Here is a 24083-nt window from a genome sequence, read left to right as displayed (position 1 = left end):
GTGGGTCGAAAGATTACCATATTTTCTAAGTCTAATGGAGGGAGCATGGCAACGCGTATTGAATTTCATAAGCACGGCGGCCCGGACGTTCTCAGGGCGGTAGAGTTTACCCCCACCGCGCCTGGCGATAACGAAGTCCAGGTGGAAAACAAAGCCATTGGCATTAACTATATCGATACCTATATCCGCGGCGGCCTCTATCCGCCCCCGGCCCTGCCAAGCGGGCTGGGCACCGAGGCGGCCGGAGTGGTGGTCAAAGTGGGCAGCGCCGTTAAGCATATAAAGGAGGGCGACCGCGTGGTGTATGCGCAATCCGCCCTCGGCGCCTACAGCTCGGTCCACAACGTCCCGGCGGATAAAGCCGCCATTCTGCCGGATGCCATCTCCTTTGAGCAGGCCGCCGCCTCCTTCCTGAAAGGGCTGACGGTCTTTTATCTGTTACGCAAAACCTATGAGATCAAACCTGACGAACAGTTTCTGTTCCACGCAGCCGCAGGCGGCGTCGGGCTGATTGCCTGCCAGTGGGCAAAAGCGCTGGGGGCCAAGCTGATCGGCACCGTCGGCAATGCGCAAAAGGCGCAGCGCGCGCTGCAGGCCGGCGCCTGGCAGGTGATCAACTATCGCGAAGAGAGCATCGTCGAGCGGGTGAAAGAGATCACCGGCGGTAAAAAGGTGCGCGTGGTCTATGACTCGGTGGGCAAAGATACCTGGGAAGCCTCGCTGGACTGTCTGCAACGCCGCGGCCTGATGGTCAGCTTCGGCAACGCCTCCGGCCCGGTGACCGGCGTCAATCTGGGTATTCTTAACCAGAAAGGTTCGCTGTTCGCCACCCGCCCTTCGCTACAGGGCTACATCACGAATCGTGACGAACTGGTTGAGGCCAGCAACGAGCTGTTCTCGTTGATTGCCAGCGGCGTGATTAAGGTGGATGTGGCAGAGGCGCAGAAGTATCCGCTGAGTGACGCGCAGCGTGCGCATGAGGTACTGGAGAGCCGGGCGACACAGGGGTCAAGTTTACTGATCCCCTAAAAAGAAATTGGGCTTCCCGTAGGAAGCCCTTTTCTTTTCTTTTTTTAGTTCGGCTGTATGTAGGGTACAGCGCGATGAATTCTTTAACGGCGGCAATAGTGACAGATTCGATAACTAAATCCTATTCTGTTCTAAGCAATGCTGCCGTAAAAGTTGCAAGGATGTGACGAACCACTCAATACCTTAGTAACGAAAGCGGTTATTGCGCTGATAGCGTGGGATTTTTGGCGATTTAATCGCCCGTATCGCCCACACCACCGCCACGGCCAGCAGCAACCACGGCAGCAGTTTCAGCATCAGGGCAAACAGTCCGCCGATAAACATCACCACGGTAGCGACCACCAGTGCGGCAACAATACCCAGCAGTGAGACGCCGGTGACTAACAGCATGACAAAAAATCCAATCACAAAAAGTAGTTCCAGCATGGCTCTCTCCCGAATGCATCACAACGATACGCTGCTATCGCCATTACAAGATCCGTGCCAAAAATTAACACATTGATATAAAAAGAAAACGCCCGGCAATGCTGCGCCGGGCGTGGTGAATTTGACGAACTTTTAGTGAAAATTATCGCTTGTCTGCCACCAGACGCAGCGCCTGCTCTAGCACCTCGATATCGGCGCCCGCCTTATGGGCGTTTTCACTCAGGTAGCGGCGCCACTGGCGCGCGCCCGGGATCCCCTGGAACAGACCCAGCATGTGGCGGGTCACATGGCCCAGATAAGTACCATTGCTTAGCTCGCGCTCAATGTAGGGGTACATCGCCCGCACCACCGCCACCGGATCGCGATCGGCGGCGTCCATACCAAAGATTTCGCGGTCCACCGCTGCCAGCACGCCCGGGTTCTGGTACGCCTCGCGCCCTACCATGACGCCGTCCATATGCTGTAAATGCGCTTTCGCCTCGTCAAGAGACTTGATGCCGCCGTTGATCGACATGGTCAGCTGCGGGAAATCGCGCTTCAACTGATAAACGCGTGGGTAATCCAGCGGCGGGATCTCACGGTTCTCTTTCGGACTCAGGCCAGAGAGCCAGGCTTTGCGGGCATGGATGATAAACATCTCGCACTCGCCCTTGCCGGCCACCGTGCCGATGAAGTCACAGAGAAATTCGTAGCTGTCCTGCTCGTCGATGCCGATACGGGTTTTGACCGTCACCGGAATGGAGACCACATCGCGCATCGCTTTCACGCAGTCGGCCACCAGCTGCGCATTACCCATCAGACAGGCGCCAAACATGCCGTTCTGGACGCGATCGGACGGGCAGCCGACGTTGAGGTTAATCTCGTCGTAACCGCGTTCCTCTGCCAGCTTCGCACAGCGCGCCAGCGCGGCCGGATCGCTGCCGCCAAGCTGCAACGCCACCGGATGCTCCTCTTCGCTGAAGGCGAGATAGTCGCCCTTGCCATGAATAATCGCCCCGGTGGTCACCATCTCGGTATAGAGCAGGGTATGACGCGACAGCTGGCGCAGGAAGTAGCGGCAGTGTCTGTCTGTCCAGTCGAGCATCGGCGCGATGGAAAAACGGTGAGCAGGATAGAGGGACGAGTTTTCTGACGACATGGCGAAGTTTTAAGCATCTGCTGAAAATGGGGCGCTACTATAGCACATATTCGCCGGAGGCAGAGCGCCTCCGGATCCCGTCAGAAGGTGACGCTGAATTGCGCCCCGGCACCCCAGGTTTCATCCTCGCCGTAAATGCCGGTTAAATCGATATGCACGGTATTGAAGGGGGCAAAGCCAAAGCCGCCGGTGAAGACGTTACTGTCGTTGCCCTTCACGTCCCCGCGAAAGCCGCCGCGCACCGCCAGCCAGCCCAGCAGGGACACTTCTGCCCCCACCCCGACATACTGCGAGTCTTCTTCACTCCTGAAGCCCCGGGTTTTGGTCAGATCGCCATCGGCGCTGAGGGTGAGCAGGCCGGTATGCCAGGCCACCCCTGCCGTGACCAGAGGGCGGATCTGGTACGTGTCCTGATAGCTCACCTCCTGCCCGGTACGCCCATTGAGAATGCGAATATCGTTGGTATCAATATCCCGTGAGAACAGGTTCTGCCCGCTCAGGCCGACCGTCCAGTTTTCACCGAAGTCGACCGCGACGCCGACATCGACGTTAAAACTGGTATCGTCATTGCGGTTACGGCTGCTGTTAAAATCGCTGCTGTCGTAGGTATAGATGGAGGTGGTGTAGTTGTAGAGCCAGGTTTGCTGCAGTTTTGGCGTCACGCCGACCGAGACCGGCAGGCCGTTGAAATCAAACTGGCGGGCAACCGCCACGCCGTAGTCGGAAACGATCGCCGCCCTGCCCATGGCGACGGAATTCAGGTTGCGGGTAATCACGTCGCTGCCGTTTCGCGCTGCCCCCAGCGCCATCTGGTTTGTCATGCCTGCGTTGCCCTGCAATCTGCGCAGGAATGCAATGTCCTGCTGATCGATCTCCGAGCTGATGCGCGCGTGAGCATTGGCCTTAGCGACAAACGCCAGCGACAGCCCCGAACCCGGAATGCTGACGGCTATCCCTGCCCCCGCGTTGCCGTGGGCGGTTTTTCCTTCGAGGAACTCCAGCTGATCGGCCAGATTGCCCGCGGCCCCCTGAAGCTCACTGAGCGTTCCCTGCGGATCGGCCAGGATCCGCGCCACGGTCAGATCGTCGATCATCTCCCGATCGGCCCTGATCTCATCGCTGATCTCATCGATCTTGTCCTGCAGATTGTCTTTATCGCTGATCTGCGCCCCCACCGAGGGGAATATAATGGCGACGTCGTCTTCTGCTTTGGATTTTGCCAGCAGGGCCGGGTTGATCAGCACCCCGCTGCTATAATGCGCCGACGCAACGCCCGTTCCACCCATTGCATCGCCGCGTGCTTCCGTCCAGGTATTTGCTGCTCCAGCCTGATTAGCCAAAAGAATACCGGTGGCAATTCCCGCCACAGAAAGTTTGAGTTTTATTTTCACAGGACACCTGACTTATTTTGGGTGAATAAACCCCGGCGGCTAAATACCGCGCAGGGGCATACGTCCTTTGTGAAAAAAGTATGAGGAGCCGAATTTATCTAAACTTTAGTATTAGATTAAGTTATTGATTTCCTTATTTCTTTAATATGTATAGAACAAGAAATTACTTTTGCCCTGGTTTTCCGTCATGAGGACCAAAAAATTGCGGGGGATGATCGATCCAGCGATCTTCACGCGTGGCGGCATATACCGCATTCAGCGGATAATAAATTCGGTTATGTTTTTTATTCGCCTCTCCCACCACTAATAACCGCACTTCTACACTGGTATTATTAATAAAGGTGTGGCAGACGCCCGTCCCGGCAGGAAAACCGACGCTGTCTCCTGGCTCCAGTTTCCATAAATAACCGTTTATCCAGGCTTCGGGATAACCCTCGAGCACAAAGATGAACTCCTCTTCATCGCTTTCGGCATGCGGGTACGAAGTACGGCGCCCTGGCGGGAGGCGCTCATGATGGATACCGAGGCGGCCCAGCCCCAGCGCACGGGCCAGCGGCGCGCCAATGGAGAAACGTTCTGTGCTGTCGGGATAGGTCGAGTTGTCGGCGCCTTCTACTTCACGCCAGTGTCGAATGCAGTCCGGTCTTTTCATCTTTTCACCCCCAGTGGTTTTTCGTCAGGGTAGCACACCCGGTGGATCTCGGCGTTTAGGTCAGAACATGGTAAACTGGCGGTTTGTTATTCCACGTCATTCGAGGTGCAAAATGGAAACGACCACAATGCAGGCACTGTTAGCGCAAGCCGAAAAGCTGTGCGCGCAACGCAATGTGCGCCTGACTCCGCAGCGCCTTGAAGTGTTGCGTCTGCTGAGCCTGCAAAACGGGGCCATCAGCGCCTACGATCTGCTCGACCTGCTGCGCGAGAGCGAGCCTCAGGCCAAGCCGCCCACCGTCTATCGGGCGCTCGATTTTTTACTCGAGCAGGGCTTTGTGCATAAAGTGGAGTCAACCAACAGCTACGTGCTGTGCCATCTGTTCGATCAGCCGACCCACACCTCAGCGATGTTTATCTGCGACCGCTGTGGCAGCGTGAAGGAAGAAGGCGCTGAAGGGGTGGAAGATATCATGCACACTCTGGCCGCGAAGATGGGCTTTGCCCTGCGCCACAACGTGATTGAAGCACACGGTCTGTGCCGCAACTGCGTTGAAGTGGAAGCCTGTCGCCATCAGGAGGATTGTCAGCACGATCACTCCATCCAGCTGAAGAAAAAGCCGCGCTGAGGGCAAAAAAAGGGGCGACCTGAAAGGTCGCCCTGGGCGTACATCCGTGTACCTGCGGGTATAGGTTAATTACCAGCGATAGTTGTTACGGGTTTCCCAGTCACCAACCTCTTTCTCCGCCTGGTCTTTCTCATAACCATAGCGTTCCTGAATTTTACCCACCAGCTGGTCACGTTTACCTTCAATGACGGTCATATCGTCATCAGTCAGGTCGCCCCACTGTTCTTTCACTTTACCTTTAAATTGCTTCCAGTTACCGCCGACTTGGTCTTTATTCATCATCGATTCCTCTTCGTTCGGTCGTTAAGGTTAAGTTCGTCCTGAAATACGTTTCGTGCTGGACGTGATAATAATTATAGATAAGCCTGCGGCGTTGGGTTTGTTATTCGGAATCTTTTACCATTCAGTCGGGTGAAGCCGCTATGAAAACCAGCTGCCGTTGCGCCAGTGCCGGTGCCAGATCCAGGCCAGAGAGAGCCCCCGCAGGGCAAGAAACACGCACAGAGCCAGCCACAGGCCATGATTGCCCAGCCACGGCAGGGTGAACAGCGTCAGGCCAAAGCCGGCGGCCGCTACGGCCATGCTGTTGCGCATCTCTGCGCCGCGGGTTGCGCCGATAAACATCCCATCCAGCAAATAGCACCAGACGCCCACCACCGGTAAAACCACCTGCCAGATAAGATAGTGGCTCGCCAGCGCGCGCAGTTCGGGCAGCGAAGTTAGCAGGGCAATGATCCGATCGCCTGCCAGGGCATAGACGAGCGCGAAGGCGAGCGCCACCAGGCCGGACTGACGGCAGGCCGCCCGCCACACTTCCCGCAGCTGGCCGCTTTCCCGTGCGCCATAGGCCTGCCCGGAGTGGGCCTCAACCGCGTAGGCGAAGCCATCCAGCGCGTAGGCGGTAAAGGTCAGCAGGGTCATCAGCACGGCGTTGACGGCGATAATCTCCGGCCCCAGCCGCGCGCCCATTACCGTCAGCGCCCCGAAACAGAGTTGCAGCAGCAGCGAGCGCAGCATGATGTCGCGATTGAGGGCCAGCAGTTTGCGGATGTTGCCCCGCCAGCTCGCTTTCAGCAGCGCCAGCGAAATACCGCGCAGGGCCAGCACCCGCCAGACCATCCATAAGCCGATCAGCAGGGTGGCGTACTCTGCGATAGCGGTCGCCAGCGCAGCCCCCTGCACGTTCATCTGCAGGCCCATCACCAGCCAAAGATCCAGCACGATGTTGAGCAGGTTCCCCACTACCAGCAGGATCACCGGCGCCCGGGCATACTGCACCCCCAGCAGCCAGCCGAGCAGCACCAGGTTAGCCAGCGATGCCGGGGCGCTGAGCCAGCGGATCTCAAGGAAGCGCCTCGCCTGATGAAGAACGGCCTCGCTGCCGCCAACGATATGCAGCGCCAGATCGATGAGCGGTGTGCGCAACAGCACAATCAGCAGACCGGCACCGAGGGCCAGGATCAGCGGCTGCACCAGCGCGCGGGCCAGACGCTGCGGATCCTTCGCGCCATAGGCCTGGGCAGTAAGCCCGGTGGTACTCATGCGCAAAAAGAGCAGCAGCATAAACAGGAAGCTGGTTGCCGTCGCGCCGATGGCGACACCGCCCAGATAGACGGGCGAATCGAGATGACCAATGACAGCCGTATCCACCAGCCCGAGCAGAGGGACGCTGATATTGGAGACGATCATAGGAAGTGCAAGACGCCACAACGCCTTGTCTGAAGCAGTCAGGAGAGACATGAAAATGTTCGCCGGAGGCAAGAAAAGCAGACTGCGACAGGGTCGCAGTCTGTCAGAAAGGCGTTATAACCACTCACCGTTGCGGATGACGCCAACCGCAAGACCTTCGATGGAGAAGTTATTTTCACGCAGGTCGACAACAATCGGGGAAAACTCGCTGTTTTCCGGCAGCAGCTGCACGGTGTTGCCCTGCTTTTTCAGTCGCTTAACGGTGACTTCATCATCGATACGCGCCACAACCACCTGACCGTTACGCACGTCCTGCGTTTTGTGTACTGCCAGCAGATCGCCATCCAGAATACCGATGTCTTTCATCGACATACCGCTTACGCGGAGCAGAAAGTCTGCGCTCGGTTTAAACATGCCCGGATCGACCTGATAGTGGCCTTCAATGTGCTGCTGCGCCAGCAGCGGTTCCCCGGCGGCGACGCGGCCGACGAGCGGAAGGCCCTCTTCGGCTTCAACCAGCAGGCGAATACCGCGAGACGCTCCGGAGACAATCTCAAGCACACCCTTACGCGCCAGTGCCTTAAGGTGCTCTTCGGCGGCATTTGGAGAACGGAAGCCCAGACGCTGCGCGATTTCTGCACGCGTCGGCGGCATACCCGTCTGGCCGATATGATCCCGAATGAGATCAAACACCTCTTGCTGCCTGGTCGTTAACGCTTTCATTCCGCCCCCTGGGTGTATATACAGTTATGCTGTGAGTATATACAGCTAAAGGTGATTTTGGAACCACAAACCGCATAAAAAACCAGAGACTTGTTCGGTTTCTGAAGGCTTATCGTAAATGTCCCCAAAGCAGCGTGACCCAGGTAAACAACGCAACGATAATCGCCATCAGCACCGCGGCAGAACCCATATCTTTTGCCCGGCCCGAGAGCTCGTGAAAGTCAGTGCCGATACGGTCGACCACCGCCTCGATCGCACTGTTCAAAATTTCGACTATCATCACCAACATCACCGAGCCAATCAGTAATACGCGAGTGATGGGATCAACATCCAGCCAGCAGGCAATAATAATCGCCGCGACGACAGCAACCCCCTCCTGGCGAAATGCGGCTTCATTGATCCAGGCAGCACGGATGCCTTTCCATGAATAGCCGGCAGCTTTAATGATTCGGGTTAACCCAGTGGTATTATTGGCCATTAAAAGAAACCTTTCTTCGAAAATAGCGTCAGAAACGGTGGTTTAAGCGCCTGGCGCAGCCACCGGAAGTATGACGGGTAACAACAGAAATTTTGCGCGCTTTCTGTTATCCTTGCGCCGCAATTGCATTTTTAACCAGAGGCTTTACATCGTTTATGTCTGGCTGGCCACGAATTTACTACAAATTACTTAATTTACCATTAAGCGTCCTGGTAAAAAGCAAGTCTATTCCGGCGGTTCCCACGCTGGAGTTGGGACTCGATACCTCGCGTCCTATTATGTACGTTTTGCCTTATAACTCGAAGGCCGACTTGCTGACGCTGCGCGCCCAATGCCTGGCGCACGATCTTCCCGATCCGCTGGAGCCGCTGGAGATCGACGGCACTCAGCTGCCGCGCTACATCTTTATTCACGGTGGCCCTCGTGTGTTCACCTGGTACACGCCGAAAGAAGAGTCGATCAAGCTGTTCCATGACTACCTCGACCTGCACCGCAGTAACCCGCTGCTGGACGTGCAGATGGTGCCCGTATCGGTCATGTTTGGCCGTCGTCCGGGGCGTGATAAAGGCGAAGAAAATCCGCCGTTGCGCATGCTTAACGGGGTGCAGAAATTTTTCGCCGTTAACTGGCTCGGCCGCGACAGCTTTGTCCGTTTCTCGCCGTCAGTCTCACTGCGCCGCATGGCCGATGAGCACGGTACGGATAAGACCATCGCCCAGAAGCTGGCCCGCGTGGCGCGCATGCACTTTGCCCGTCAGCGTCTGGCCGCGGTAGGCCCACGCCTGCCGGCACGTCAGGATCTGTTTAACAAGCTGCTGGCCTCGAAAGCGATCGCCCGCGCCGTCGAAGACGAAGCGCGCAGCAAAAAAATCTCCCACGAGAAGGCGCAGCAAAACGCCATCGCCCTGATGGAAGAGATTGCGGCCAACTTCTCCTACGAGATGATCCGCCTTAGCGACCGTATCCTGAGCTTTACCTGGAACCGTCTCTATCAGGGGATCAACGTGCACAACGCCGAGCGTGTGCGCCAGCTGGCCCACGACGGCCATGAGATTGTTTATGTGCCCTGCCACCGCAGCCACATGGACTATCTGCTGCTCTCGTATGTGCTCTATCACCAGGGGCTGGTGCCGCCGCACATCGCTGCGGGTATCAACCTCAACTTCTGGCCGGCTGGCCCGATCTTCCGCCGTCTGGGTGCGTTCTTCATTCGCCGTACCTTTAAGGGCAATAAGCTCTACTCTACCGTGTTCCGTGAGTATCTGGGCGAGCTGTTCAGCCGCGGCTACTCTGTGGAATATTTCGTGGAAGGCGGCCGTTCCCGTACCGGGCGTCTGCTCGATCCGAAGACCGGCACCCTGTCGATGACCATTCAGGCGATGCTGCGTGGCGGTACGCGTCCAATCACTCTGGTGCCGATTTACATCGGTTACGAGCACGTGATGGAAGTGGGTACTTACGCCAAAGAGCTGCGCGGCGCCACCAAAGAGAAAGAGAGCCTGCTGCAGATGCTGCGCGGCCTGAGCAAGCTGCGCAATCTTGGTCAGGGATATGTTAACTTCGGCGAACCTATGCCGTTGATGACTTATCTCAATCACCGTGTGCCGGAGTGGCGCGAGTCCATCGATCCGATCGAAGCGGTGCGTCCGGCCTGGCTGACGCCAACGGTGAACGCCATAGCCGCCGATCTGATGGTACGTATTAACAACGCCGGGGCGGCCAACGCCATGAACCTGTGTTGTACCGCTCTGCTGGCCTCTCGCCAGCGCTCGCTCACCCGTGAACAGCTGACCGAGCAGCTCGACTGCTACCTGAACCTGATGCGCAACGTGCCGTACGCGGCAGATGCCACGGTGCCGACCGCCAGCGCCAGCGAGCTGATCGAGCACGCGCTGCAGATGAACAAGTTTGAGGTCGAGAAGGACACCATCGGCGATATCATCATTCTGCCGCGCGAGCAGGCGGTACTGATGACCTACTACCGCAACAACATTGCGCATATGCTGATGCTGCCGTCGCTGATGGCGGCCATCATCACCCAGCATCGCCAGATCACCCGTCAGGCGCTGCTGGAGCATGTCACCGCCCTCTACCCGATGCTGAAAGCCGAGCTGTTCCTGCGCTGGGAAAACGACGAGCTGGCAGAGGTGCTGGATAAGCAGATTGAAGAGCTGACCCGCCAGGGACTGATTTCGCAGAAAGATGACCTTCTGCTGATCAACCCGTCCCGGGCACGCACGCTGCAGCTGCTAGCGGCGGGCGCACGCGAAACCGTGCAGCGTTATGCCATTACCTTCTGGCTGCTGAGCGCCAACCCGTCGATCAACCGCGGGACGCTGGAGAAAGAGAGCCGCACGCTGGCACAGCGTCTGTCGATGCTGCACGGCATCAACGCGCCGGAGTTCTTCGATAAAGCGGTCTTCAGTTCGCTGGTGTTGACGCTGCGTGACGAGGGCTACATCAGTGACAGTGGTGATGCCGAGCCGGAAGAGACGATGAAGGTGTACCAGATGCTGGCGGACCTGATTACCTCGGACGTGCGCTTAACGATTGAGAGCGCGACGCAGGGAGAATAAAAAACGCCCGGTGGCGCTAACGCTTACCGGGCCTACAGGGTTTGCCAGATCGTAAGCCGGGTAAGGCGAAGCCGCCACCCGGCTTTTTTTATGCCCAGTAACTCACCGCCAGGCCTAAAAACAACACCAGCCCCACATAGTTATTGTTCAGAAACGCTTTAAAACAGGCGTCGCGCTCGCGGTTGGCGATAAGCTTTTGCTGGTAGATAAACAGCACCCCTGCCGCCGCGACCGCCGCGTAAAAGACCCCGTTCAGCTGGTTCAGATAACCAATCGCCACCATCAGCCCCAGCACCGCGACCTGCAGAATCCCGATGATCAGCTTGTCCTGACGCCCAAACAGAATGGCGGTGGATTTGATGCCGATCTTCAGGTCATCGTCCCGATCGACCATCGCGTACTGGGTATCGTAGGCCACCGCCCAGAGGATGTTGGCCAGGAACATCAGCCAGCAGCTCAGGGGCACGCTTTCGCTGACGGCGGCAAACGCCATCGGGATCGACCAGCCAAAGGCGGCACCCAGCACCACCTGCGGCAGATGGGTGTAGCGCTTCATAAACGGATAGACCCAGGCCAGGGCCAGCGCTGCTACGGAGAGCAGAATGGTCATGGTATTCAGGGTCAGCACCAGCAGGAACGAGAGCAGGACCAGCACTACAAACAGCGCGCGCGCCTCTTTCTCGGTGACATCGCCGCTCGGTAGCGGACGTTTAGCGGTGCGTTTCACATGGCCGTCAAACTTACGGTCGGCATAGTCGTTGACGACACAGCCTGCCGCGCGCATTAACCAGACGCCCGCCACAAACACCGCCAGGATCCACAGCGGCGGCAGCCCGGGGGTCGCCACCCACAGCGCCCACAGGGTCGGCCACAGCAGCAGCAGCGCACCAATCGGCTTGTCGGTTCGCATCAGGCGGTGGTACGCCAGCAGCTTGTTCTGCGTCAGACTCCACTCCATTTTCTCTTCCTCTTAGTACAACGGCGACGCCGGTAAAAACAGCTCGGTCAGCATCAGGGGTTTACCACTTAAGCGCAGGCGGGAACGACGTCCCAACAGCCCGGCATCGCGACCAATCTCAATAAAATCTCGGGTAAGCTCGGAGGAGGTAAACAGATAGCGGCCCAGCGGGGTTTTGCCCATCTGCTGCAGCGCCAGCTCCGGTCCGGTGAGGGTGGATTCAGGCACCACGGTGCGTCCGGCCAGCCACGGCTCGCCGTCGGCACAGAGCAGGATCTCCCGCAGCCAGTAGCGTGCCTCTTTCGGCAGTAATGGCAGTTCGTCCGCTACCGCATCAGGCGTGACAAATCCCTCCTGAATGAGGGTGACGGTAACCTTTTTGCCCTGCTGCTCAAAACGTTTGGTCATGGAATCTTCCAGCAGCAGCCAGTCGAGCTGCTCCGGTTCCAGCGCAGGTATTTCGTCAAAATAACGCAGCGCGCGCAGGAGCAAAAGCGCGGGGTGTGACATGCCAGACTCTCCGATACATAACGTGAAGCTATTGTATCGCAGAAACGTGGAATGGGGGCGGGCAAACGTGAACTAGCGAACATTATCGCAACAGAGGTGCAACAGCGGCAGAGATCGCAAAAAAAGTGCGCCCGCAAGGGCGCACCAAACTACTGACAAAATCAGCACTGTGGGGAGACGGTCACCCCTTGCCTTTTACACTGCTGATAAAGGTGGAACGGGCAGTGGTCGAGCCTAAACGCTCGGCTTCATCAAGGAGTTTCAGCGCCTTGTCGACATCGCCTTTATCTACTGCCTGTTTAATGGCCTGATTGAAGTAGGTTTCGGTGTCGTTAAGCACCGGCTCGCTCTTCTTCGCGGCGACCGGGGCAGCGACAGGGGCAGCAGCGGTGGCAGGTGCTGCGGCTGGCGCGGCATAGACCGGGGCAGGTGCTGCGGTGTTACCCACGGTGACCGGGCCCGGGCCGGAGGAGCCAAACAGTGGGCCGACCAGCACGCTGGAGGCGCTGTTGGTGGAGACTTTCAGCTTCAGCTCACCATCAGTGACGTGACGGGCAAGCGGGTCCGGAATATCCGGTACGGCATTGCCGGTGCCTTTGGCATAGGCTTTTGCCGGGTTGATAAGCTTGGTGGTTTTTTGCAGATCGCTATCGGTGGTAAACACCAGCACATAGAGTTTTTGCTGGCCCAGCGCAGGCGTCAGGCGCATGACCCCTTCCAGGCGGTCGGCGCTCATGACGCCCGGCTCCTGATAGGTGAAGTATTCGCTTGGGAAGTAGGCCGATGGCGTCAGGTTCTGATCCAGTATCAGCACGTTCGGTGCGAATACGCTGGTTTGTTTGTTCACTTCACTGGTCAGCGTAAGCGTGATTTCACCAATATTAGCCGGCACGCTGTAGGCTGCCACCGGGCCGGTGATGCCCGCCACATTTAAGGACTGGCCGCCGGTTGAAAGCTGGGTGGTCTGGGCTTTGGACTGATCGACAGGCGTCCAGACTAACTGTTGCAGCGCGGCAGCCGGGACAGCAGGCGCGGCGCTGGTGTTTTGCGGTACAAAATTAACGTTGGCGAGCGTGATGGCTGGAGCACCTGCCAACAACCCTGCGGAGAGGCACAGCGCGACGAGACTTTTCTTCATTTTCATTGTTTTTACCTCAGATAGCATAAGCACTGCGGTGGCCAGGCAATAGCGCGCAGAACTCTATGAAAAGAGGGGCTTGCGCCCCTCTTTCAGGTCAATACATCAGATACTACGTATTACCACCAGATTTCCATCTGGGCACCGAAGGTCCACTCATCGTTGTCGCCACGGCTGAAGGTACGTGCAGAAGTGTCGTTATACGCTACGCCAGAGGTGTAGCCTGCATTCGTGTCGCCGTTGTTTGCGTAACCCCATTTCTCATCCCACTTGGCGTAGGTTGCGAAGACACGGATAGCCGGACGAGACCAGATGCTGTCGCCTGCCTGCCACTGTTGTGCCAGGGTGATTTTGTACTGGCTGTTGGTGTCGTCAGTTTTCTGAGACTTAACGTTGTCGTAGCCAACTTCCAGCAAGGTGGACATGATTGGCGTCCATTTGAACATCGGACGAACACCGACGGTCCACCACTCGGTACCGTTGTTGTTGTCCAGGTCGATGTTCTGGTACATACCGACGTACATCAGATCCCATTGGTCAGCCAGAGTGATTGCACCGTGGTCGATGACGCGAATCAGGGAGCCGTCGTTGTTCAGGCTTGCACCCTGCGGAATACCTTTACCGTTGGAGGTCATGGAATCCGTTGCGTACTGAACCACAAACTTGTTGAAGCCTTTCATCATGCTCTGGGTATGTTCAGCGGTGAACATCCAGCCATCTTTAGAGGCGCCAGGCTGCAGATAGTAGTCGTCAGGAATGTTGGTGTGACCGTAGTCAACGCCCAGCTCCAGGGTACCGCCTGGGTTGATTTCCATACCGGCTAAACGGATATCGAAGACGTCGTTTGGTACAACGTTGTCGTAAATACGGTCGCCGTTTGCATCGAAATCTGCGAACGCGGAAGAGCCGCCGGATTCAGATGAACGGGTCGCTGCCATAGACAGTTTACCGAAGCCCAGATCGATGTTTTCGATACCGGCACCAGGACCTGAAATATCCCAGTAGTAGAAGTCGATCATGTGAACGTCATGACGCTGATAGAAGCGCTTACCGGCCCAGATAGTGGAGCCTGGCAGCCATTCGATCAGGTTTTTACCCTGCACGTTTGCTTCACGGAATGCCGGATCGGTGGCTTCCCAGTCATTACGCTGAGAAACGGAATACGCTACGTTGGTGTCGAAGTAGAAGCTCTTGTCGCCCTCTTTCCACACTTCCTGGCCAAGTTTCAATTCAGCATAGGTTTCACATTCGTTACCAAGACGGTATTTACTTTGTGCACCTGTTGCCTGGAAACACTGCTGTTCGCCACCACTCCCGGTCCAGCCAATGCCAGAACGAGCATAACCTTTAAAGTCTACAGCGCCGGCCTGGGCAGACAGGATGCCTGCCGCAATGGCGACCGCCAGAGGGACTTTGCGCAGAGTAATCATTATTCTATCTCCTGAGATCATTGCTTTTCTTTGAACACTTCACCTGATGGTTTCGTGCTTATTATTGGGATTCCTTAAACGCCTGGCTCCTGGTGCAGCCGACGACATGCAGTGCCATCTTCCCGGAAGAGATGGCAGCGCTCTGGCGGCAAGCCGATAGCGAATGTGGCACCCTCTTTTACCAACACCACGTCATTCTGGCGGTACACCAGGTTCTGACGAATGGCGGGGATCTGGATATGAATCTGTGTTTCATGACCAAGTTGCTCAACCACCTGAACCTCGCCTTCCAGCGTCACATCAGCGATGTGGCTCGGCAGTAGATGCTCAGGGCGGATCCCGAGGGACATGTTCGCCCCCACGTTGACGTTTGCACTGTCTACCGGTAACCACACCTGCTGGCGGTTCGGCAGTTCAACCTGAACCTGTTCAATGGCGGTGGCGGTGACTTTGACCGGCAGGAAGTTCATCTTTGGCGAGCCAATAAAGCCCGCAACAAAGCGGTCTGCCGGGTAGTGATAGAGTTCCAGCGGTTTACCTACCTGCGCCACGCGACCGGCATCCAGCACCACAATCTTGTCGGCCAGAGTCATCGCTTCGACCTGATCGTGGGTGACGTAAATCATGGTGCGGCCCAGACGCTTGTGCAGGCGGGAGATCTCAATACGCATTTGCACGCGCAGCGCGGCGTCGAGGTTCGACAGCGGCTCATCGAGCAGAAACACGCGCGGTTCCGCCACCAGCGTACGGCCAATCGCCACACGCTGACGCTGACCACCGGAAAGTGCCTTCGGCTTACGCTCCAGCAGGTGCGCCAGCTGCAACACTTCGGCAACCTGGGTCACACGCTGGTTGATGGTCTCTTTTTTGGCGCCGGCCAGCTTCAGGCCGAACGACATATTCTCGGCAACGGAGAGATGGGGATAGAGGGCATAAGACTGGAATACCATCCCGACGCCGCGTTCCGCTGGCGGGATATCGTTCATCCGGGTATCGCCAATCATCAGATCGCCGCTGGTGATCGTTTCCAGACCGGCAATCATGCGCAGCAGTGTGGATTTACCGCAGCCTGACGGGCCCACAAAAACCACGAATTCGCCTTCCTGGATATCGAGATTGATATCTTTCGACACCACCACGTCACCCCAGGCTTTCGTTACGTTACGCAGTTCTACGCTCGCCATGCCCTACTCCCTTCGTTACAACCTGTCATCGACAGAAACATTCAATATGGGCTGACTATGCGGTATCGCGCGGCACCGCGAATCCTCCACCCCCTGCCTTTTTTATGGGGGAGGAGGTGGGAGGATGAGAGAGAGGACTCAGCCAGCGCGACCCGGGGGCTGAGGCTAAATTCGTGATGTCACTGGCAAAATTCAGCGTACTTTTATGTGCGCTGGGACACATAACTCAATTTTATGCAACGCAGATCACATAAAACGGGGGTGGGGCGTAGGGGACGGGAGGATGGAAAGAGGATGTCAAATAAGGAGACTGAGCGACGTTGAACCACCTCATGTATCCACAGCACATCACCAAAAAGGATGGCAGATATGAATATCAAGACTGGCGCACGCGTTTTCGCATTGTCCGCCCTTGCAGCAATGATGATCTCCGCTCCGGCGCTCGCCAAAATTGAAGAAGGTAAGCTGGTAATCTGGATTAACGGCGACAAAGGCTACAACGGCCTGGCCGAAGTGGGTAAGAAATTCGAGAAAGACACCGGCATCAAAGTCACCGTTGAACACCCGGACAAACTGGAAGAGAAATTCCCGCAGGTTGCGGCGACCGGCGACGGCCCGGACATTATCTTCTGGGCGCATGACCGTTTCGGTGGCTACGCACAGTCTGGTCTGCTGGCGGAAGTCTCTCCGGATAAAGCCTTCCAGGACAAGCTGTTCCCGTTCACCTGGGATGCCGTGCGTTACAACGGCAAGCTGATTGCTTACCCGGTCGCGGTTGAATCGCTCTCCCTGATCTACAACAAAGACCTCGTACCGAACCCGCCGAAAACCTGGGAAGAGATCCCGGCTCTGGATAAAGAGCTGAAGGCGAAAGGTAAGAGCGCGCTGATGTTCAACCTGCAAGAACCGTACTTCACCTGGCCGCTGATTGCTGCCGATGGCGGCTACGCGTTCAAATTTGCTGACGGCAAATATGACGTGAAAGACGTCGGCGTGGACAACGCAGGCGCGAAAGCGGGTCTGACCTTCCTGGTTGACCTGATCAAGAACAAACAGATGAACGCGGACACCGATTACTCCATCGCCGAAGCAGCGTTCAACAAGGGCGAAACCGCGATGACCATCAACGGTCCGTGGGCGTGGTCCAACATCGACAAGAGCAAAATCAACTACGGCGTCGCGGTGCTGCCAACCTTCAATGGCAAGCCGTCTAAACCGTTCGTTGGCGTGCTGAGCGCCGGTATCAACGCCGCCAGCCCGAACAAAGAGCTGGCGAAAGAGTTCCTGGAAAACTACCTCCTGACCGATCAGGGTCTGGAAGAAGTGAACAAGGATAAACCGCTGGGTGCCGTGGCGCTGAAATCCTTCCAGGAAACGCTGGCGAAAGATCCACGCATCGCCGCCACCATGAGTAACGCCGAGAAAGGCGAAATCATGCCGAACATCCCGCAGATGGCTGCCTTCTGGTATGCCACCCGTACTGCGGTGATCAACGCCGCCAGCGGTCGTCAGACTGTGGATGCCGCGCTGAAAGATGCTCAGGGTCGTATTACCAAGTAGTAAGTAACAGCGGCGGGTGGCGCTTCGCTTACCCGCCCTACAACTACGGTTCGAACCGTAGGTCAGGTAAGCGGAGCGCCACCTGACAATAAGTTTTCACAGTTGTAGAGGAAGATCCCCATGGATGTCGTTAAAAAGAAACACTGGTGGCAAAGCGACACGCTGAAATGGTCAGTGATTGGTCTGCTGGGCTTGCTGGTGGGTTACCTTATTGTTGTAATGTACGCCCAGGGGGAGTACCTGTTTGCCGCCATGACGCTGATCTTAAGCGCCGTCGGCCTCTATATTTTCGCCAATCGTAAAGCCTACGCCTGGCGCTATGTCTATCCGGGCGTGGCCGGGATGGGGCTGTTTGTCCTGTTCCCGCTGATCTGCACCATCGCCATTGCCTTCACCAACTACAGCAGCACCAACCAGCTCGCGCAAGAGCGCGCTCAGCAGGTGCTGATGGATCGTTCCTATCAGGCCGGTAAGACCTTCAACTTTGGCCTCTACCCGTCCGGTGACGAGTGGAAGCTGGCCCTGACCGACGATGCCGCGGGCAAATACTACGTTTCCGATGCCTTTAAATTTGGCGGCGAGCAAAAACTGGCCCTGAAAGAAGCGGACGCGCTGCCGGAAGGGGAACGCGCTAACCTGCGTGTTATCACCCAGAACCGCCAGGCGCTGACCCAGGTGACCGCCGAGCTGCCGGATGAAAGCAAAGTGATCATGAGCTCGCTGCGCCAGTTCTCCGGCACACGTCCGCTCTACACGCTGGGCGATAACAGCACGCTCACCAACAACCAGACCGGCGTGAAGTACCGCCCAAACAATGAGATTGGTTTCTACCAGTCCGTCAATGCCGACGGTAACTGGGGCGACGATAAGCTCAGCCCGGGCTACACCGTGACCATCGGCTGGGACAACTTTACCCGCGTCTTCACCGACGAAGGCATTCAGAAGCCGTTCTTCGCCATCTTCGTCTGGACCGTGGTCTTCTCGATACTGACCGTGATCCTGACCGTGGCTGTCGGCATGGTGCTGGCCTGCCTGGTCCAGTGGGAAGCACTGAAAGGGAAAGCGATTTACCGCGTCCTGCTGATCCTGCCGTATGCCGTGCCGTCGTTCATCTCGATTCTGATTTTCAAGGGTCTGTTCAACCAGAGCTTTGGTGAAATCAACATGATGCTGAGCGGGCTGTTTGGCATCAAGCCGGCCTGGTTCAGCGATCCGACCACCGCCCGCACCATGATCGTCATCGTCAACACCTGGCTTGGCTATCCGTACATGATGATCCTGTGCATGGGGCTGCTGAAGGCCATCCCGGATGACCTGTACGAAGCCTCGGCGATGGACGGTGCGACCCCGTTCCAGAACTTCTTTAAAATTACGCTCCCGCTGCTGATCAAGCCGCTGACGCCGCTGATGATTGCCAGCTTCGCCTTTAACTTTAACAACTTCGTGCTGATTCAGCTGTTGACCAACGGTGGCCCGGACCGTCTCGGCACCACCACGCCAGCCGGTTATACCGACCTGCTCGTAAGCTACACCTACCGTATCGCCTTCGAAGGCGGCGGCGGCCAGGACTTCGGTCTGGCGGCAGCGATTGCCACCCTGATCTTCCTGCTGGTAGGCGCGCTGGCGATTGTAAACCTGAAAGCTACTCGCATGAAATTTGACTAAGGAGGGCACTGATTATGTCTATGGTTCAACCCAAATCTCAGAAGTTGCGCCTCTTTGCGACCCACCTGGGCCTGCTGATTTTTATCGCGGCGATCATGTTCCCGCTGCTGATGGTTATCGCCATCTCCCTGCGTTCGGGTAACTTCGCGACAGGCAGCCTGATCCCGGATGAGATCTCCTGGGAGCACTGGAAGCTGGCGCTGGGCTTCAGCGTGGAGCACGCCGATGGCCGCGTGACGCCGCCGCCGTTCCCGGTGCTGCTGTGGCTGTGGAACTCGGTGAAAGTCGCCACCATCACCGCGATCGGTATCGTGACCCTCTCCACCACCTGCGCCTACGCGTTTGCCCGTATGCGCTTCAAAGGGAAAGCGACGCTGCTGAAAGGGATGCTGATTTTCCAGATGTTCCCGGCGGTACTGTCGCTGGTCGCCCTGTACGCCTTGTTTGACCGCCTCGGCCAGTACGTGCCGTTCATCGGCCTGAACACCCACGGTGGGGTGATCTTCGCCTACCTCGGCGGGATCGCGCTGCACGTCTGGACCATCAAGGGCTATTTCGAAACCATCGACAACTCGCTGGAAGAAGCGGCCTCGCTGGATGGCGCCACCCCATGGCAGGCGTTCCGCCTGGTGCTGCTGCCGCTCTCCGTGCCGATTCTGGCGGTGGTCTTTATTCTGTCGTTTATCGCCGCCATCACCGAAGTGCCGGTCGCATCACTGCTGCTGCGGGATGTGAACAGCTACACCCTGGCGGTAGGGATGCAGCAATACCTCAACCCACAAAACTACCTGTGGGGCGACTTTGCCGCAGCCGCCGTACTCTCCGCTATCCCGATCACCGTCGTGTTCCTGCTGGCTCAGCGCTGGCTGGTGAACGGCCTGACCGCGGGGGGTGTGAAAGGTTAAGTTTCATTGTTATGCCACTGCAACCCTCAACTTTGCCTTGATGTCTTGATCCAAACTTGTGACTGTATTCGGCGGCCCTCGGGCCGCCCTTTTTTTATTCCCGTTTTAATCGCTTCGAGTTGCACAGCCAGAGTGTGACCACCAGCAGCAGGATTGCCGCCGAGTAGAGCAGCACGTCGAGGGGCGATTTATGATCGACGATAATCAGTCGCACAATCGCGGTGATACCAATGTAGATAAAGTAGCGCAGCGGGAAGTGAAAGCCAGACTGAAAGTACTTCACGATCAGGGCGATAAATTCGAAGTAGAGAAAGTAAACCACCAGCCCTTCAACCAGCTCGTATTTGCTGGTTTGCTCAGGGGCAAAAAGCACATCAGCCAGATGCACCGTCTCTTTACCGAGGAAGACGACCAGGATCAGGCCAAGGCTCAGCAGACCCAGGTTCAGCACGGTCTGCAGAATGGTTGAGATAAACTCAACGCGTGGGCGAGTCAGGGATGTCATACAGCACCTCATTCTCCGGGGCGAGGTTCCTGTATAACGCAAAAATGTGACGGGGATCTATATTTTTTGTTTATATTTTGTGCAGATCTGCCGGGCGGCACTCCGTTTGCCCGGCCTACGGGGTTTTGTAGGCCCGGTAAGCGTAGCGCCACCGGGCACACAGACCGCAGCAGACTTACTTATGCGCGCCAGGCTTTATAACGGTTAATCAGACCGTTGGTGGAGCTGTCGTGGCTGTTGATATCCTGGTTATCACCCAGCTCTGGCAGAATGCGGTTAGCCAGCTGTTTGCCCAGCTCTACGCCCCACTGGTCAAAGGTGAAGATATTCAGGATTGCGCCCTGGGTGAAGATTTTATGCTCATACAGGGCAATTAGCGCGCCCAGGCTGAACGGGGTGATCTCACGCAGCAGGATGGAGTTAGTCGGACGGTTGCCTTCGAACACTTTGAACGGTACCACGTGGTCCAGCGTCGCCGGATCTTTACCCTGATCGCGATACTCCTGCTCAACCACATCACGCGCTTTACCGAACGCCAGCGCTTCAGTTTGCGCGAAGAAGTTCGACAGCAGCTTCGGATGGTGGTCAGACAGCGGGTTATGCGTGATGGCCGGGGCGATGAAATCGCAAGGAACCATCTTGGTGCCCTGGTGGATCAGCTGGTAGAACGCGTGCTGACCGTTGGTGCCTGGCTCGCCCCAGATGATTGGGCCAGTCTGGTAATCCACGGCGTTGCCGTTACGGTCAACGTATTTACCGTTGGATTCCATGTTGCCCTGCTGGAAGTAGGCCGCGAAACGGTGCATGTACTGGTCGTACGGCAGGATCGCTTCGGTTTCAGCGCCGAAGAAATTGTTGTACCAGATGCCGATCAGCGCCAGCAGTACCGGCAGGTTTTTCTCTGGGGCGGTGGTGGAGAAGTGTTTATCCATCGCGTGCGCGCCGGAGAGCAGCTCAACAAAGTTGTCGTAGCCCACGGAAAGGATGATCGACAGGCCGATAGCGGACCACAGGGAGTAGCGTCCGCCAACCCAGTCCCAGAATTCAAACATGTTGGCAGTGTCGATACCGAACTCGCCTACCGCTTTGGCGTTGGTGGAGAGCGCCGCGAAGTGTTTCGCTACGTGCTGCTGGTCACCGGCCGTTTTCAGGAACCAGTCGCGCGCGCTGTGGGCGTTGGTCATGGTTTCCTGAGTGGTGAAGGTCTTAGACGCCACCAGGAACAGGGTGGTTTCCGGGTTCACGTTTTTCAGCACTTCCGCGATGTGGGTTCCATCGACGTTAGAGACAAAGTGCATGTTGAGGTGGTTTTTGTACGGACGCAGCGCTTCGGTCACCATGAACGGGCCGAGGTCGGAGCCGCCGATACCGATGTTCACCACGTCGGTGATCGCTTTGCCGGTGTAGCCTTTCCATTGACCTGAGATGATCGCTTCAGAGAAGGATTTCATCTTTTCCAGGACGGCGTTCACTTCCGGCATCACATCTTTGCCGTCAACGATAATTGGGGTATTGCTACGGTTACGCAGGGCCACGTGCAGCACCGCGCGGTCTTCGGTGCGGTTGATCTTCTCACCGGAGAACATGGACTTGATGGCACCGCTCAGATCGGTCTCTTTCGCCAGATCCTGCAGTTTTGCCAGCGTCTCTTCAGTGATGCGGTTTTTGGAAAAATCCACCAGCATCCGATCGTCGAAGGTCGCGGAGAACTTGCTGAAACGATCGCCGTCTTTCGCGAACAGTTCCGCGATGGTGACGTCTTTCATTTCTTCAAAATGTTTCTGTAATGCCTGCCAGGCTGAAGTCTGCGTTGGATTGATATTTTTCATAGCAATACTCTTCTGAATTGAGAATTGTGACCTCGGTCGATTGTAGCCTCTGTCGCCAAAAATTGTGATGGTTTTTATGCCATTGGCCTGGCCTGCATCAAGTGCAGCGTAAAAGCTCCAAAAGTATAGCTGTTATAAGTCCTGTTTCTCATATGGAAGGCAGCATGAAAAATCCGCATAATCCCGGCGTTGACAGGATCCCCTGCACATTTTATTTATACACACGGTATTTGCGCCTGCACCGATAAAACTATTTTGTCCTTGTGCCATGGTCGCTTTTTTCCTTCCCTGACACGAGGTTGTTATGACGAGTTTTGTTGTCGCCAAATTTGGCGGTACCAGCGTGGCCGATTTTGATGCCATGAACCGCAGCGCCGATGTGGTGCTGGCCGATCCTGATACCCGCCTGGTGGTGTTGTCCGCTTCGGCTGGCGTCACCAATCTGCTGGTCGCCCTTGCTGAAGGGCTGGAAGCGAGCGAGCGCCAGACTAAGCTCGAAGCGCTGCACAAAATTCAGTTTGATATTCTTGGCCGCCTGCGCGATCCGAGCGTGATCAGCGAAGAGATTGAGCGCCTGCTGGAAAATATCATCACCCTGGCGGAAGCCGCCTCTCTGGCCACCTCCACCGCCCTGACCGACGAGCTGGTCAGCCACGGTGAGCTGATGTCGACCCTGCTGTTTGTCGAAGTGCTGCGCGAGCGTAACGTTCAGTCGCAGTGGTTTGACGTGCGTAAAGTGCTGCGCACCAGCGACCGCTTTGGCCGCGCCGAGCCGGACGTGACCGCCATTGCCGAACTGACCACCCAACAGCTGGCGCCGCGCCTGGCGGAAGGGATTGTCATTACCCAGGGCTTTATCGGCAGCGAAATCAAAGGCCGTACCACCACGCTGGGCCGTGGCGGCAGCGACTACACCGCAGCCCTGCTGGGTGAAGCCCTGCAGGCCTCCCGCGTCGATATCTGGACGGACGTGCCGGGTATCTACACCACCGACCCGCGCGTGGTGCCTGCGGCAAAACGTATTGATGTGATCGCCTTTGAAGAAGCCGCTGAGATGGCGACCTTTGGCGCGAAAGTGCTGCACCCGGCGACGCTGATGCCTGCGGTACGCAGCAATATCCCGGTGTTTGTGGGTTCCAGCAAAGATCCGAAAGCGGGCGGCACTATCGTGTGCAACACCACTGAAAACCCACCGCTGTTCCGCGCCATCGCCCTGCGTCGCAAACAGACCCTGCTGACCCTGCACAGCCTGAGCATGCTGCACTCCCGCGGCTTCCTGGCAGAAGTGTTTAGCATTCTGGCGCGCCACAGCATCTCGGTGGACCTGGTGACCACCTCAGAAGTGAACATTGCCCTGACCCTGGATACCACCGGCTCAACCTCCACCGGCGATACCCTGCTGACGCAGTCCCTGCTGATGGAGCTTTCAGAACTGTGCCGCGTCGAGGTGGAAGAAGATCTCGCCCTGGTGGCGATCATCGGTAACGAGCTGTCCCGCGCCAGCGGCGTGGGCAAAGAGGTGTTTGGCGTGCTGGAGCCGTTCAACATCCGCATGATTTGCTATGGTGCTTCCAGCTACAACCTGTGCTTCCTGGTGCCTGGCGCCGAAGCCGAGCAGGTCGTGCAGAAACTGCATCATAACTTGTTTGAGTAACAGAAAAATGGCCCG

The 24083-nt window shown here is 57.0% G+C and carries 22 protein-coding genes; 7 read left to right on the top strand and 15 right to left on the bottom strand.

The genetic code is table 11. The features are described from left to right. Positions 1-45 precede the first annotated feature (45 nt). Positions 46-1029: a quinone oxidoreductase gene (locus ES815_RS11185; RefSeq protein ID WP_142487851.1), complete on the top strand. Its 984-nt coding sequence runs from the start codon at positions 46-48 to the stop codon at positions 1027-1029. Between the two features lie 183 nt (positions 1030-1212). Here the strand turns inward: ES815_RS11185 and pspG are convergent, their stop codons facing one another. From pspG to ES815_RS11165, 4 genes are all read right to left on the bottom strand, one after another. Then, entirely contained in the window at positions 1213-1455 is a 243-nt protein-coding gene (gene pspG, locus ES815_RS11180; protein WP_142487850.1) for an envelope stress response protein PspG, read from the bottom strand. A gap of 142 nt (positions 1456-1597) precedes the next feature. Continuing rightward, positions 1598-2593, bottom strand: coding sequence for a tRNA dihydrouridine(20/20a) synthase DusA (gene dusA / locus ES815_RS11175; RefSeq protein ID WP_142487849.1), 996 nt, complete (start codon positions 2591-2593; stop codon positions 1598-1600). A gap of 80 nt (positions 2594-2673) precedes the next feature. Then, complete coding sequence (locus tag ES815_RS11170; protein ID WP_142487848.1) at positions 2674-3984, bottom strand: conjugal transfer protein TraF; 1311 nt, start codon at positions 3982-3984, stop codon at positions 2674-2676. A gap of 163 nt (positions 3985-4147) precedes the next feature. After that, a complete protein-coding gene (locus ES815_RS11165) occupies positions 4148-4636 on the bottom strand; it encodes a cupin domain-containing protein (protein ID WP_142487847.1) in 489 nt (162 codons plus the stop codon). A 112-nt stretch (positions 4637-4748) separates the two neighbouring features. Here ES815_RS11165 and zur point away from each other — a divergent pair, with 112 nt between their 5' ends. Continuing rightward, positions 4749-5264: a zinc uptake transcriptional repressor Zur gene (zur, locus tag ES815_RS11160; RefSeq protein ID WP_032615974.1), complete on the top strand. Its 516-nt coding sequence runs from the start codon at positions 4749-4751 to the stop codon at positions 5262-5264. Between the two features lie 69 nt (positions 5265-5333). On the opposite strand, the gene ES815_RS11155 is transcribed toward zur, so the two are convergent. The 4 genes from ES815_RS11155 to ES815_RS11140 all read right to left on the bottom strand — a co-directional run bounded on the left by ES815_RS11155 (position 5334) and on the right by ES815_RS11140 (position 8154). After that, the gene (locus ES815_RS11155) at positions 5334-5543 is read right to left on the bottom strand and encodes a CsbD family protein (protein WP_032615972.1); all 210 of its coding nucleotides are present in this window, start codon (positions 5541-5543) and stop codon (positions 5334-5336) included. A gap of 141 nt (positions 5544-5684) precedes the next feature. After that, positions 5685-7004, bottom strand: coding sequence for an MATE family efflux transporter DinF (gene dinF, locus ES815_RS11150; protein WP_142487846.1), 1320 nt, complete (start codon positions 7002-7004; stop codon positions 5685-5687). Between the two features lie 63 nt (positions 7005-7067). Continuing rightward, positions 7068-7676, bottom strand: a complete 609-nt coding sequence (lexA, locus tag ES815_RS11145) for a transcriptional repressor LexA (protein ID WP_032615967.1) — start codon at positions 7674-7676, stop codon at positions 7068-7070. 109 nt (positions 7677-7785) lie between these two features. Then, positions 7786-8154: a diacylglycerol kinase gene (locus ES815_RS11140; RefSeq protein WP_142487845.1), complete on the bottom strand. Its 369-nt coding sequence runs from the start codon at positions 8152-8154 to the stop codon at positions 7786-7788. Between the two features lie 155 nt (positions 8155-8309). Between ES815_RS11140 and plsB the strand changes: the two genes are divergently transcribed. Beyond that, on the top strand, positions 8310-10730 hold the full coding sequence (gene plsB / locus ES815_RS11135) for a glycerol-3-phosphate 1-O-acyltransferase PlsB (RefSeq protein WP_142487844.1): 2421 nt from the start codon (positions 8310-8312) through the stop codon (positions 10728-10730). A gap of 88 nt (positions 10731-10818) precedes the next feature. Here plsB and ubiA read toward each other — a convergent pair whose 3' ends face one another. The 5 genes from ubiA to malK form a co-directional block, all read right to left on the bottom strand. Further along, complete coding sequence (gene ubiA, locus ES815_RS11130; protein ID WP_142487843.1) at positions 10819-11688, bottom strand: 4-hydroxybenzoate octaprenyltransferase; 870 nt, start codon at positions 11686-11688, stop codon at positions 10819-10821. Between the two features lie 12 nt (positions 11689-11700). Beyond that, the gene (ubiC, locus tag ES815_RS11125; protein WP_142487842.1) at positions 11701-12198 is read right to left on the bottom strand and encodes a chorismate lyase; all 498 of its coding nucleotides are present in this window, start codon (positions 12196-12198) and stop codon (positions 11701-11703) included. 181 nt (positions 12199-12379) lie between these two features. After that, the gene (malM, locus tag ES815_RS11120) at positions 12380-13342 is read right to left on the bottom strand and encodes a maltose operon protein MalM (protein WP_142487841.1); all 963 of its coding nucleotides are present in this window, start codon (positions 13340-13342) and stop codon (positions 12380-12382) included. 113 nt (positions 13343-13455) lie between these two features. Then, complete coding sequence (locus ES815_RS11115) at positions 13456-14769, bottom strand: maltoporin (protein ID WP_142490044.1); 1314 nt, start codon at positions 14767-14769, stop codon at positions 13456-13458. Between the two features lie 71 nt (positions 14770-14840). Beyond that, positions 14841-15950 (bottom strand): maltose/maltodextrin ABC transporter ATP-binding protein MalK, encoded by a 1110-nt coding sequence (gene malK, locus ES815_RS11110; protein ID WP_142487840.1) that lies wholly within the window; start codon positions 15948-15950, stop codon positions 14841-14843. Between the two features lie 369 nt (positions 15951-16319). Here malK and malE point away from each other — a divergent pair, with 369 nt between their 5' ends. The 3 genes from malE (at position 16320) to malG (ending at position 20080) form a co-directional block, all read left to right on the top strand. Then, positions 16320-17510 (top strand): maltose/maltodextrin ABC transporter substrate-binding protein MalE, encoded by a 1191-nt coding sequence (gene malE / locus ES815_RS11105; RefSeq protein WP_106993919.1) that lies wholly within the window; start codon positions 16320-16322, stop codon positions 17508-17510. Between the two features lie 120 nt (positions 17511-17630). Beyond that, complete coding sequence (gene malF, locus ES815_RS11100) at positions 17631-19175, top strand: maltose ABC transporter permease MalF (protein ID WP_142487839.1); 1545 nt, start codon at positions 17631-17633, stop codon at positions 19173-19175. A 14-nt stretch (positions 19176-19189) separates the two neighbouring features. Further along, positions 19190-20080 carry a maltose ABC transporter permease MalG gene (gene malG, locus ES815_RS11095; RefSeq protein ID WP_142487838.1) on the top strand — a complete coding sequence of 297 codons (891 nt, stop codon included), beginning with the start codon at positions 19190-19192 and terminating at the stop codon, positions 20078-20080. A gap of 94 nt (positions 20081-20174) precedes the next feature. On the opposite strand, the gene psiE is transcribed toward malG, so the two are convergent. Together psiE and pgi are read right to left on the bottom strand one after the other, a co-directional pair. Beyond that, a complete protein-coding gene (psiE, locus tag ES815_RS11090) occupies positions 20175-20585 on the bottom strand; it encodes a phosphate-starvation-inducible protein PsiE (protein ID WP_142487837.1) in 411 nt (136 codons plus the stop codon). Positions 20586-20764: 179 nt separating this feature from the next. Continuing rightward, complete coding sequence (gene pgi / locus ES815_RS11085) at positions 20765-22414, bottom strand: glucose-6-phosphate isomerase (protein ID WP_142487836.1); 1650 nt, start codon at positions 22412-22414, stop codon at positions 20765-20767. A 304-nt stretch (positions 22415-22718) separates the two neighbouring features. Here pgi and lysC point away from each other — a divergent pair, with 304 nt between their 5' ends. Beyond that, positions 22719-24068, top strand: a complete 1350-nt coding sequence (gene lysC / locus ES815_RS11080; protein WP_142487835.1) for a lysine-sensitive aspartokinase 3 — start codon at positions 22719-22721, stop codon at positions 24066-24068. The last annotated feature ends 15 nt before the right edge of the window (positions 24069-24083 follow it).

This window comes from Leclercia adecarboxylata (assembly GCF_006874705.1).
Classification (GTDB): Bacteria; Pseudomonadota; Gammaproteobacteria; order Enterobacterales; family Enterobacteriaceae; genus Enterobacter; species Enterobacter adecarboxylatus_C.
The sequence above is the reverse complement of the archived record's forward strand: the minus strand, read 5'-3'. Positions and strand labels throughout refer to the sequence as shown.